11 protein-coding genes are annotated in these 13028 nt (G+C 40.7%); 6 read left to right on the forward strand and 5 right to left on the reverse strand.

Annotated elements, in window-relative coordinates:
* Window positions 1–5 precede the first annotated feature (5 nt).
* Window positions 6–1832, reverse strand: a complete 1827-nt coding sequence (recQ, locus tag GKR61_RS01205) for an ATP-dependent DNA helicase RecQ (protein WP_336426577.1) — start codon at window positions 1830–1832, stop codon at window positions 6–8.
* 92 nt (window positions 1833–1924) lie between these two features.
* Window positions 1925–2818: a phospholipase A gene (gene pldA, locus GKR61_RS01210; protein ID WP_154639490.1), complete on the reverse strand. Its 894-nt coding sequence runs from the start codon at window positions 2816–2818 to the stop codon at window positions 1925–1927.
* 150 nt (window positions 2819–2968) lie between these two features.
* Here pldA and GKR61_RS01215 point away from each other — a divergent pair, with 150 nt between their 5' ends.
* The 4 genes from GKR61_RS01215 (at window position 2969) to GKR61_RS01230 (ending at window position 8376) form a co-directional block, all read left to right on the forward strand.
* On the forward strand, window positions 2969–3439 hold the full coding sequence (locus GKR61_RS01215; RefSeq protein WP_108478800.1) for a thioesterase family protein: 471 nt from the start codon (window positions 2969–2971) through the stop codon (window positions 3437–3439).
* Between the two features lie 167 nt (window positions 3440–3606).
* Complete coding sequence (gene rarD / locus GKR61_RS01220) at window positions 3607–4500, forward strand: EamA family transporter RarD (RefSeq protein WP_036948885.1); 894 nt, start codon at window positions 3607–3609, stop codon at window positions 4498–4500.
* 684 nt (window positions 4501–5184) lie between these two features.
* Entirely contained in the window at window positions 5185–6558 is a 1374-nt protein-coding gene (locus tag GKR61_RS01225) for an APC family permease (protein ID WP_036948882.1), read from the forward strand.
* 96 nt (window positions 6559–6654) lie between these two features.
* A complete protein-coding gene (locus GKR61_RS01230; protein WP_036948879.1) occupies window positions 6655–8376 on the forward strand; it encodes an amidohydrolase in 1722 nt (573 codons plus the stop codon).
* Between the two features lie 111 nt (window positions 8377–8487).
* On the opposite strand, the gene GKR61_RS01235 is transcribed toward GKR61_RS01230, so the two are convergent.
* Window positions 8488–9006 carry a hypothetical protein gene (locus tag GKR61_RS01235; RefSeq protein WP_154599718.1) on the reverse strand — a complete coding sequence of 173 codons (519 nt, stop codon included), beginning with the start codon at window positions 9004–9006 and terminating at the stop codon, window positions 8488–8490.
* A 180-nt stretch (window positions 9007–9186) separates the two neighbouring features.
* A complete protein-coding gene (locus tag GKR61_RS01240) occupies window positions 9187–9735 on the reverse strand; it encodes a hypothetical protein (protein ID WP_154599719.1) in 549 nt (182 codons plus the stop codon).
* Between the two features lie 685 nt (window positions 9736–10420).
* Between GKR61_RS01240 and GKR61_RS01245 the strand changes: the two genes are divergently transcribed.
* Both GKR61_RS01245 and prfH read left to right on the forward strand, forming a co-directional pair.
* Window positions 10421–11554, forward strand: a complete 1134-nt coding sequence (locus GKR61_RS01245) for an RNA ligase RtcB family protein (RefSeq protein WP_154639491.1) — start codon at window positions 10421–10423, stop codon at window positions 11552–11554.
* On the forward strand, window positions 11554–12165 hold the full coding sequence (gene prfH / locus GKR61_RS01250) for a peptide chain release factor H (RefSeq protein WP_108478794.1): 612 nt from the start codon (window positions 11554–11556) through the stop codon (window positions 12163–12165). The genes GKR61_RS01245 and prfH overlap by 1 nt, the downstream gene beginning before the upstream one ends.
* Window positions 12166–12209: 44 nt before the next feature.
* Here prfH and GKR61_RS01255 read toward each other — a convergent pair whose 3' ends face one another.
* Window positions 12210–12899: a hypothetical protein gene (locus GKR61_RS01255; protein ID WP_154599720.1), complete on the reverse strand. Its 690-nt coding sequence runs from the start codon at window positions 12897–12899 to the stop codon at window positions 12210–12212.
* Between the last annotated feature and the right edge of the window lie 129 nt (window positions 12900–13028).

Genomic DNA, 13028 nt, shown 5'->3' on the forward strand with positions numbered 1-13028 from the left:
TTTCCTCATTCATAACCTTCTAGATGGTCTTGGATGAGTGTCATAAACGCCTCACCAAAACGCTCTAATTTTTTCTCACCAACCCCATTAATCAGTAATAATTCAACGGGTTTGGTCGGGCAATGCTCTGCCATTTCAATCAACGTTGCATCGTTGAAAACCACAAAAGGCGGAATGTTTTCTTCATCCGCAATGGATTTACGTAATTTACGCAATTTGGCAAACAGCTTCTTATCATAATTGCCATGGTAAATTTTGTTTTGTTGATTCCGGCTTTTGGTGACTAAAACGCGTGGAACGGCTAACTGTAATGGCATTTCACCACGCAGTATGGGTCTGGCCGCTTCCGTCAATTGTAATGCGGAAAAATGCGCGATATTTTGCGTGATCATGCCTAAATGAATTAATTGACGTAAGACGCTCACCCAATGTTCATTCGTTTGCTCTTTACCAATGCCATAAACTGGCAGTTTATCGTGCCCTAAATCGCGGATCCGTTGATTGTTAGCGCCTCGTAACACCTCAACAATATAGCCAATACCAAACCGCTGCCCAACGCGATAAATACAGGAGAGTGCTTTTTGCGCATCCATCAGCCCATCATAACGCTTTGGCGGATCAAGGCAGATATCACAGTTACCGCAAGGTTTTTGGCGGTTTTCACCAAAATAGTTTAGTAAAACTAGGCGACGACAAGTTTGCGCTTCCGCAAAGGCAGCAATCGCATTCAGTTTATGACGTTCAATATCCTGATGCATTCCCGCTGGTTTTTCTTCTAAGCATCGGCGGAGCCACGCCATATCAGCAGGATCGTAGAAGAGAATGGCTTCGGCTTCGACGCCATCACGCCCCGCTCGTCCTGTTTCTTGGTAATACGCTTCAATGTTGCGAGGAATATCAAAGTGTGCCACAAAGCGGACATTGGACTTGTTAATCCCCATTCCAAATGCCACGGTCGCAACCACAATTTGCAGATTATCTTTCTGGAATGCATCTTGCACCCAGTCACGTTGAGCGCTCTCCAAACCTGCGTGGTAGGCAGCCACACTCAAGCCACGTTTTTGCAATCTTTCCGCGGTTTCTTCAACTTTACTACGGCTATTACAGTAAACAATTCCCGATTTACCTTTCTGAGCCTTAATAAAAAACAATAATTGATCTAACGGCTTATACTTCTCGACTAAAGTATAGCGGATGTTCGGGCGATCAAAGCTGCTCACATGAACTAATGGGTCATTAAGCTCGAGTAAGCGAATAATATCAGCGCGCGTGGTTTCATCTGCCGTGGCAGTCAGCGCCATCACTGGTACATTCGGTAAAGAATGGCGTAATTGACCTAACGAACGATATTCAGGGCGGAAATCGTGGCCCCATTGGGAAATACAGTGCGCTTCATCTACCGCCAGTAAGGCAATATCCCAGCCACCAATTTGCTGAATAAAGTAGTCGGTCAATAAGCGCTCTGGCGCCACATACAAAAGTTTGATTTTCCCTTGAGCGCATAATTCCATAATTTGGCGCTGCTCTAGCGGGGTTTGTGAGGAATTTAAACAAGCCGCTTCAACGCCGTGTAACTTGAGTTGATCAACTTGATCCTTCATTAAGGAAATTAAAGGTGATACCACCAGCGTAATGCCTTGTTTGACCAGCGCAGGCACTTGGTAGCAGAGCGACTTTCCGCCCCCTGTTGGCATCAATACTAAGCAGTCACGACCATCGAGGATACCGCCAATGACAGCATCTTGTCCCGGACGAAAGGATTGGTAGCCGAACGTGCTGTTGAGCACATTTTCAGCTAGTGAAAGTTGATTGATAACGCAAGCGGTAGACACGAATTCCCTCTAGAGGTTGAAACAAATAGCTGCCCAAAAAGAGCAGCTATTGGCAAGATATTACCCTGAAATGACTGGGATGTCTGCCCAGATCACATGATATCGTTAAGCATCACACCGATACCAAAACGTGTTTGGCGATAGTCGTAGTCTATCATCGACTCACCATAACCGCTAAACAGTTGGGTATACAAACGCACGTGCTTCGTCATTGGATAGCTCCAGCCCAACTCCGCGTTACCATACCCTGAGTTCCAGTTATAGTGACCCGCAGCTGAAATAACGCTATCCCCAAGTGCATACCCCACTTTTACGCGGTAATAGCCGAGATATTTATTAATGTCTGGGTTGTCATCACTGCTTTCACTTTCAGGAATGCGGTACCATGGTTTTAATTCAACTTGCCAGTCACCCTTTTGCGCCATTGCTCGGGCATAAATACGGTTCCAACTACGGGATGTTGGATCAGAGCGACCATTTGATTCATGGTTAAAGCCCGTTTCGAATTCGCGTAACGTCCAGCCTGCAAATTGGTTATCAAGCGCCCAACCGACAAAAATCTGTGGTTCATAGTTGGTTTCACGAAATGGTGAAGACTCTTTCTTATTACTTAGTTGCCACCAAGAACGCTGAGTATAAGACGCCGCAAGAACCGAGTTTTCCCCCGCAATTCCACGCCAAATAGGAAACGCCAAGCTTAATTGGAATTTCACTTCATCTTTCAGTGCATCATTACCCCAATCATAACTCGCGATGGCTTTCTTATTTATCGAAGACGTATAGGTATAAATGATGTAATTGGGTTCATAAGGATACAGAACGAATGGGTTATCATAATTTTGCAGTAACCCCGAAATAATACTTCCGCGAACGGGCGTATGATTTTCAGTATCCTGCTGTGCCGGTTCGTTGGTATTGTCAGATGCAAAAAGTGAAACAGACCAGAAACAGAGCACAGAACTCAACAACATTTGTAAAGCGAGCATTTGCCATTCCTATTTCAACTGCGGTGAAAAAATTTGTCTCATTTTACACCGAAAAATGATTCACCGTTGAAAGATTATTCATTTGTTTTCTAGATATTAGCACATACATAATGTTAACTTATCATTAACATCACAGACAAGGATCCTAAAATGAATGACCGCATCTATACCTTCGAAGAAGCTAGCAAATTTATGAGCGATGCATTTATCTATAGAATGCCTTTTAATCAATTACTTGGGATTGAACTACTACAAATGACGGATGACTTAGTCCAGCTATCCGTGAAAAATCGACCTGAGCTTATTGGTAATTTCACCCAAAACATTCTCCATGGCGGTGTTATTGCATCCCTATTAGATGTGGCAGGAGGCATGGTGTGCATCAACCGGATCCTTCAACGCATTGAGCCTCTCGTTCACCAAGATATTGCCGACAAGATGTCCAAAATGGGTACGATTGATTTACGCGTTGATTATTTGCGCCCTGGGCGTGGAGAGGTTTTTATCGCGAGCGCCAGCTTACTACGCGATGGTAATAAAATCGCCGTCACCCGCAGTGAATTACATAATGAGAAAAATCAGCATATTGCTACAGCCACTGCGACTTATTTGATTGGGTAAAAAAATCTGAGCGGATGAAACAGCCTAGTAAATAATTAATAACCTCATTAACTAATAGCTTGTAAAAAAACCTGAGCAATGTCACATTAACGGCATCACACATCGAGCCTCTCACATTCTTGGCTTCGATCTCTCAGTTTGACTTTATATCAATTTCAGAGCTATTCATGAGCCAACAAAATACTACCAAAGGCGTACTATGTGCCTTAGGCGCTTATTTTATTTGGGGTGTCGCTCCCATTTATTTTAAATCAATCAAAGAAGTGCCTGCAGAAGAAATTTTGACTCACCGTATTATTTGGTCATTCTTCTTTATGCTGCTATTACTGACCATCACGCGCCATTGGAATTATTTCCGCCAAGTCTTAAAACAGCCTAAAAAGATCTTAATTTTAGGTGTAACAGCTGTGACAATTGCGTCTAACTGGCTGATTTATATCTGGGCGGTAAATAATGGGCATATGCTACAAGCCAGCTTAGGGTATTTTATCAACCCTCTGGTTAACGTATTGTTTGGCATGATATTTTTACATGAACGCTTCCGCCGAATGCAATGGGTTGCGGTCGGATTAGCACTTACCGGCGTATTAATTCAACTCTGGCAGTTTGGCTCCGTGCCAATCATTGGATTAAGCCTTGCCGTGACGTTTGCCACCTACGGTTTATTACGTAAAAAATTGGGTGTTGATGCGCAAACGGGTATGACATTTGAAACCTTATGGTTGCTACCTGTCGGCGTTATCTTTCTACTATTCTTTGCAGATAGCCCAACAAGCGACATGACAATGAACAGCTGGCATTTAAATATTCTCCTGATCGCTGCAGGGATTATTACCACAGTGCCATTGTTACTGTTTACTGAAGCCGCTAACCATTTAAGACTATCAACGTTAGGGTTCTTCCAGTATTTAGGTCCAAGCATTATGTTCTTGCTTGCCGTATTTGTGTATGGTGAGGTGATGACCCAAGAATTGTTAATTACATTTGGTTTTATCTGGGTTGCATTAATTTTATTTACTTTAGATGCTTTATATACACAGCAGAAACTCAGAAGAAAATAGAATTTAATTTTTCGTATTATGGGCATTCGTGCCCATAATATCTGTCTTAAATTAGTATTAACCCGCTTATTATATTACCCACTTAATGCACGTTTCATTTAATGGAACTGGAAAGTTTAAATTATTTAATATAATCAGCTTATTTTCATTAAAAATAATTTACCTTTTGGGTGTTTTTCTCTTGTTTGGATTAATTCTAAAATAAAAGATTTTCTTTTTATATTTCAATATATTATAAAAATTTTTATTCCTTGATTTTATCGGGAATTTGATTCATATTTAACTTACGTTAAATTTAACCTTATTTATACACCTTTCAAATATCAACCCATTGAAATAAAACAGTATATTTATTTGTTGAAATAAATGATTGCTTAATAGGAACTTGATAATTATATTGTACGCCGCTTGTATTCACCCCAGCGGATGGTAATGGTCCGATTCATTACTGACGTTTCATTAAAGTGCGCACGATGACAGTGATTTATATTCTGTCCTGGTGCGAGGTTTTCTGAAATTGAATACAAGGCGTCTATCCACATACCTAATTAAATGATTTGTGTATGTAAAAAAACAAAACATGTAGTGCTATAGCTCAAGTTATATGGCTGCATTTTAGGTTCACTCGGCCTGTGTATTCAGACAGAGTTAACGTTGTTAAGGGCTTTTGGGAAGGGCTTCAAAATGCAACAGAATACCGTTCAAATGAAACGTGTACTGACCACCCCTGCGTTAGTATTTTTCGGGCTGGCCTATATGGTGCCACTCGGAATTTTTACCACCTATGGACAAGTGACTGTATTAAGTGAAGGGCATCTGCCTATCGCTTATTTAATTACGCTCGCTGCTGTCTTCTTTACCGCCATGAGCTATTGCCGTATGACCAGCGCACTCCCGCTTTCTGGGTCTGCTTATTCGTATGTGCAAAAAACCTTTGGTGGCACTCTTGGATTTCTTGTTGGTTGGGCACAACTGCTGGATTATCTATTTCTGCCGATTATTAACTACATTGCGATTGGGATCTTTGTCCACGAAGCGTTCCCGAATATCCCAATGCCAGTGATAATCTGCTCAACCATCGCTGTTGTCAGCATCATGAACATTTTGGGTATCAAATTGGTATCTTGGATGAATATGCTGATTATTCTGATGCAATTTGTCTTCATCGCCATCTTCTTATACATCTGCTTGCAAAACGCGATGGTACTGGATGTTGAAGCATTGATGGCACCGCTCACTGTGATGTCATCACAAGTGTCGGGGCTGTTTGCGGGTGCTGCGGTACTGTGCTTAGCTTTCTTGGGCTTTGATGCTATTTCAACCATGGCCGAAGAGACAAAAGACGCACGCCGTGCTTTACCTAAAGCGATTTTATATACCGTATTTATTGCGGGAGCCTTGTTTATTGCCATCTCTTACGGCGCACATTTAATGTATCCGGTATGGCAAGATTTTCTCCCTAATACGGATGTCGCCAGTATCGCGGTGATGCAGCAAGTGGGCGATAAAATGAAGTGGATCGGCGCCTCCTTGATGGCATCGAGCTTTATTACCGCTTATGTTATTGGTGTCTTTGCGTCTGCAATGACTTCGCAAGCCAGTATCGTGCGTATTTTCTATGCAATGGGTCGTGAAGGTGTGTTACCTCGCTCAATCTTCGCGTATTTGCACCCGCGCCTGAATACACCGGTCTATTCCATTATCTTTGTGGCTGTGGCTTCGTTGATGTCGCTGGTGTTATCACTCAGCATGGTTGCGTCGATGATTAGCTTTGGTGCGCTGATAGCCTTTACCTTTGTGAACTTGTCAGTCATCAAACATTTCTACATCGACCGCAAAGCCTCCTTGGATAATACCAAGTTGCTCACTTGCCTGGTCATGCCATCCATTGGGGTTGTTTTAACCTTGTGGTTATGGACAAGTTTAGATGCAGAAGCCTTCACAGTCGGCTTATGCTGGCTAGCGGCAGGGGCAGGCTACCTCACGCTTCTGACTCATGGTTTTACTCGTCGTCCACCTGCTATCTCTGATGCCGAGACTGAGATGATTATCAATTAATCCTCCGGTACCTTTCGTTGATTATGGGGAAGCTTATCTTCCCCATTGTTTTTTTGGTTCTGGCTCCGTAGGAGCCCCTGATACAGACGGTTTACGATGAATAATAAAATTGCTGATGTTATTTATTTCAACGGTTATATCTATACCGCAGACAGTCAAGATAGTGTTGTCGACGCTATCGCCTTGAAAGAAGGTTATATTCTTGCAACAGGGACTTCGGATGAATTACATCAATATGTTGGTCCAGAAACTGAGAGCATCGACCTTGAAGGCAAGATGATGATGCCAGGGATCATTGATGGACATATGCACCCATTTTGGGGCGGCATTCAGCTGTTCGGCTGCCATCTTAATTACGAATCCCTGACTATCGACCAAATTTTACAGCGCGTGCAAGATCACCTAGATAAAGATCCTCGCACCGGCGAAAATGACTGGCTAAAAGTCACGGCATGGTTACGCCAAGGCATGTTACCAGCAGGTATTGATATGTACCGTGAAGACATGGACAAGCTCAATACTAAGCGCCCAGTGGTATTGTTCTCTAATGACTGCCATACCCTCTTAGCCAATAGTCGCGCCCTCGAATTATTCGGGATCACCAAAGAGACTCCTGAGCCACCTGATGGCAAAATCGGTAAATACGAGAATGGTGAACTCAACGGAATTTTAGAAGATGCACCTGCCATGCGTGCTGCGGATAGTATCCCGTCTATTCGTGATGAGCAAGCGATTGAAGTGGCTGAGTTAGTCCAAAAAGTATTGAATCAGCAAGGCGTTACCATGGTGATGGATGCCCGTGTTTCTGAGCAGCAATTAAGCGCGTTCCACCAACTTCAACAACGTGGTGAACTCACTTTGCGCTTCCAAGCTGCGCGCGAAATCACGCCTGATGATACCCCGAATGTGGCTGCCGTTGCGGCTGCTGTCGATAAAGCCGTGGCGTTCGCCAAAAAATGGCACCAATCAGAGTGGACACCGACACCAGGTATCGGTCTGCGTAATATCAAAATGTTTGTGGATGGCGTGCTGCAATACCCAACCATGACCGCCTCATTATTACAGCCATACCGCGTGAACAAAGGAACTGATTCCGCCCCGAATTGGGTAGAAACCGATAACTACGGCGACCTCTATTTCACGGCTGAAATTCTGGATGAGCTACTCGAAAAAATCGCCGCAGCGGGTTACGATCCTCACTTACATACCGTCGGTGAAGGTGCCGTATCTATCGTGCTGGATGCCATTGAAAAAATGCGAGCAGCTCACCCAGAGAAAGATATCCGCCCAGGCCTTGCCCATAATGAGCTGGTTGATGCCAAAGATTATGCCCGTTTTGCACGCCTGAAAACCATTGCATGCTTATCATTCCAATGGGCTGCGCCAACACCAGAGCTGGCTGCATTCGAAAAAAACATGCTGGGTGAAACCCGCTTCCAGCAGCTAGAGCCGATCGCTAAGTTTATTGATGCAGGTGCGGTGGTTGCCTTTGGTAGTGACTGGCCAATCGATGATTTTGACGAATGGTATGACTTAAAAGTCGCCGCGACCCGCCGTGGTCGTGATATTAATGGTCAGCCAGCCCCAAGGCTGGATAACGACCGTGATATGACCGTGATCGAAGTTTTGCGTTCGGCAACGATTGATTCTGCTTATGCTCAACATCGTGAAGATGTTTTAGGATCACTTGAGGCAGGTAAATTCGCGGATATGATTGTGCTGGATCGCAATGTATTTACCATCCCAGCAGATGATATTGAAAATGTGAAAGTACTGCGCACTATTGTAGGCGGAAAAACAGTTCATATCGCGTCTTAAGTATTTAATTATCATTAATCTGATGAAGGCATAAAAATATGCCTTCATCTCAATCAATTAAACCAGTAAGTTAAAACCAATAACTTTTTAGTCTAAAATAATAATTTAATGCTAAAAGTCTGTTATATAGACAGGAACACCAAATAGGGCTTCATGATAGAAGTTAGTGATCTCTGCACTTTTAACATGATCTGAAATGCTGACTTCCTTATTCATGCGAGCAACACCCTCAGCAATACAACTTATTGATGTGTCGAAATTATGTTGGTCGTCCAACTTTACATACTCGGACTCCCATTTGTCGTAGAGTGCTTGATTGGTTAGCGGAAGTATATTGTAATTTCTATACTTATAAATTAATTTATCGGCCTCAATTAATTTAGCTTTTATTTCATTAATCTCGTTACATTTTTCATCATATTCATTAATAAGTTCACCTCCCTCACCGGCATATTTATAATAATCCGTATAAGTATCTAAACAATTTACATTCTTATCAGGAGGCTCAGAAATTAAATAATTCCTTAATTTATTATGATTGAATTTCAATGAATCATATCTATCTTTCAATTCATTTCTTTCTTTTATCATCGAATCCAGATCTTCATACTTCTTCTTACATGCTTTCATTTATAATTTTATCCATATTGAAAGCATGACGTTCTTTATAAGAAGTCATGCTTTTATTAAAAAGCAAAAACCAGATAACAAAACATCTATTTAGCCGTTAACCAATAATGGAGTTTTGTCAATCAATTAAACCAGTAAGTTAAAACCAATAACCTCCTGATCTAAAATAATCATTTAATGCTAAAAGCCTGTTGTATAAACAGGGACACCGAATATGACTTGATAATAAGAGTTTATGGTATCTGCACTTTTAACATGATCTGAAACGCTGACTTCCATCTTCATGCTAGCACTGTTTTCAACTATACGATTTGCTGTTGTGTCAATATTGTATTGATGAGATGAGATTTTACCAAAATTCAATTTGCTATCCGAAATAAATTTGCCTTCATCGTGCTCTATAATTGGTTGCTTAGCTTTCCTTATCAACCTATCATTATGCTCAGCTTCACGAATTAATTCACTGTTCTCCTTTATTTTAGCTTCTTTTTCTTTTATCCTGGCATTATTTTCATAATACTCATCAAAAACCTTACTTTGCTCAATTCTAAATTCATAATATTCTAAATCACTAGAAAAACCATCCCTATTCTTATTAAGAAACTCAGAATCCAAGCGTTCTTCTAATTTATAGTTATTATATCTCAGTACATTAACCTCATGTTCCAGTTCATATTTTTCCTTCCTTAGCAATTCAAGGAATTTATTGTTACTTTCAAGTTCATTCATTTATAACTTCATCCATGCTGAAAGAATTATTCCTTCCATAAGAAATAATTCTTTTATTAAAAAACCATCTGATTAGAGAGTACAAACTAGATAAAATATCCATTTAGCTATTATCATTAAGATTAATAATATAGATCAATTAAATTAACAACAATCATTCACAGTTTGAAAATAAATCATTATTAATACATCAATAGCTATTGAGAAATATAAAAAATTAAGTATTGCAACCCTACTTAATCGATACTATTGATTAATTTTCAAATTATCAATAGACAATGTAAATTTAAACTTATTTTAGGAGCTAATTCAAAACCTGAAAAGAAATCAACGAAAATACTCATATAAAAAATTAAAGCCATAAAGTTAAAGAATGAAACATTTATTTATAAAGGAATTAATTTTAGGATAAAGATTAATTTTAAACTTTTTTTCTTTCTCCTCTTGCAAAAGAAAAAAGTTCCCGTTAATATCCGCCGCGTTTTCATTCATTCAATCAATTCACTGCAAGGAGGTTCATCATGACAACAACTAATCAAACTCTTTGCGGGCAACCACAGAAATAGTCTTAAACGTTAAAAATAACCTTAGGCGTTATAAATCGTTTTAAACGTTAGTTCAGCTATCTTCTCAAAACTTGCCTGCTAATCACCTTATTTTTCACATTAAAATGAGTTAATAGCTTATGGGCAATACCCTTCATTCTGTCGGTGAACACGTTAGTTATATCGCGACAGAATCTACATGGATTGAAAGTAAAGCAATCCAGCAATTACAAACAACCGCTAATTTACCCGACATGGTTTCTGTGGTCGGCATGCCTGACTTACACCCAGGACGTGGCTACCCAATTGGTGCAGCATTTTTCTCAGCTAAACGCTTCTATCCGGCGTTGGTTGGCAATGATATTGGCTGTGGCATGAGCCTGTTTCAAACTGATATTAAGCGCGCCAAAGTTAACTTGGATAAGCTGGAAAAACAGCTGTCTGAAATGACGGATCATGCGCCATTAGAGTGGCTAAATGAACACGTTCCTGAGTCGATGAAATCCCATGATTTTATGACTTCGCTCAGTTCTATTGGTGGCGGTAACCATTTCGCGGAGTTTCAATCCGTCGATAAAATCATAAACCAAGAATTGTTTGAGCAAAGCGGTCTTGATAAACAAAAATTGTTATTACTCGTGCACAGTGGATCGCGTGGTTTAGGGCAATCTATTCTACGCCAGCATGTTGAGCAACATAGCCATAATGGGCTGGATGAACAATCCGATGATGCCAAGACTTACCTCAAAGCACACCAAGACGCGCTACAGTTTGCACAGATCAACCGCCAATTGATTGGGCTGCGCATGATGCAGCAAGTTAAAGCTTCGGGGGAGCAGCGTTTCGACCTCAATCATAATCTTGTTGAGCCAAGCTGTATTGATGGCATTGACGGTTGGCTACATCGCAAAGGTGCGACCCCATCCGATAGAGGTTTCGTGGTGATCCCCGGCTCTCGCGGTGACTACAGCTATTTAGTGGCGCCAGTTGCCAGTGATTTGAGCTTAAATTCCCTCGCTCATGGCGCTGGACGCAAGTGGATGAGAACGGAATGCAAAGGTCGTTTATCACATAAATATACGCCATTACAGCTATCCCGAACCACTTTAGGCAGCCGAGTTATTTGTGCAAACAAACAATTGATTTATGAAGAAGCACCGCAGTCCTATAAATCCATTGATACCGTTATCGAAAGCATGGTTGAGGTCGGCATTATTCAGGTTATTGCCCGCTTAGCGCCCGTGATCACCTATAAAACGAGCGGACATTGTTAATGACATTATTACAGTTTTCCTCAGCTCAAGGACCCGATGAGTGCTGTATCGCCGTGGAAAAAGCGTTTTCTTGTTTTTTAAAAGAAGCCGCTTTGTTAGATGTTCAAGTTGATGTGTTGGAGTCTTTTCCATCCAAGCAGGGACTAAAGTCAGTGTTAGTCTCCTTAGAGGGGAAACAGAGCGAACAGCTGGTCAACGCGTGGAGTGGAACCGTTCAATGGCAATGCCAAAGCCCTCTGCGACCACGCCATAAACGCAAAAACTGGTTTATTAGCATAATCACATTTGCGCCTATTCAGCCCCTAGAGGAGAGTGAAATCGAATATGAATTCACAAAATCTCAAGGTGCCGGAGGTCAGCATGTGAATAAAACCTGTTCCGCGGTACGAGCCAAGCATGTCGCAACGGGGATCAGTGTGAAAGTCCAATCGGAGCGCAGCCAGCATGCAAATAAGAAACTGGCGAAAGAGCTAATCCATTGGAAGCTCAGTGAGTTTCAATCTCAGCAACTGAATTCCTTAGATAAGCAGCGCCATCTTTCTCATTATCAAATTGAGCGGGGCAATGCGTCATTAATGTTTGCTGGAAAAGAGTTTAAACGAGTTAATTAAGTTATGGGGAGCCACCGTAAATCGGTGGCTCCCCAATTTACTTCCTAGTAGCAATATTGAGTACCAAGATAAATTTCACAGCCACCATAAATGGTGCTTGGCTCAAATGCATTCAACAGATTGTTATTAACTGGGCTACCGTCTTTTGAACTTAATATAGCCATTTGCTCAATCATCACCGATTCAATTTCATCACCACCAAAACAGATCGAAATTTGCGGCTCATTCATTCTTGTTAATGTCTCATTTGCAACCTCACTGAGTTGAAGATATTGACCATTTAAATTATAAAATTTCTTGTCCATTCCTAAGTTATTATTATAAAGCGACAATACTGCGTGCTGAATAAGTGGGGTTGACGATAAATTCATCTTAGGAAAAGCAGCCGGTTTCTGAGGCAGTGAATCTATAATGGATTGCAATTTATTAATAAAATTCACGGCATCATCTAAATTATCACCGTATTCTAAACTATCCATATAGTTATCAATTTTTATTATTGCAGCCTCATAGCTAGAATATCTTTTTTGGTTAATGCGAATATCTCTTTGCGCTTGTGAAATATATCTATCTGTAGGTTTTCTATCTCTCGTCAAAATTTCACCATATCTATCAGTCAGCCTTTCCAATTCACTCAGATACTTTTTATGGTTTTCTTCGTATTTTTTAAAAGATTGTTTGTATTCTTCGAAGTCTAATTTAAATTTGGCAAATTCATTTTTTAACTTAATCATATAATTCATCCTTTATTTATATTTAAATTAACAAATATTTATTATCTTTATGCCGCTCAAGATAATAAATTTAAAATAAAGGGAATAATTAAAAAAAACAAACTCATAGTTTATATACAACTTTTAGTT

The organism is Providencia sp. wls1916 (assembly GCF_009706585.1).
Lineage (GTDB): Bacteria > Pseudomonadota > Gammaproteobacteria > Enterobacterales > Enterobacteriaceae > Providencia > Providencia lanzhouensis.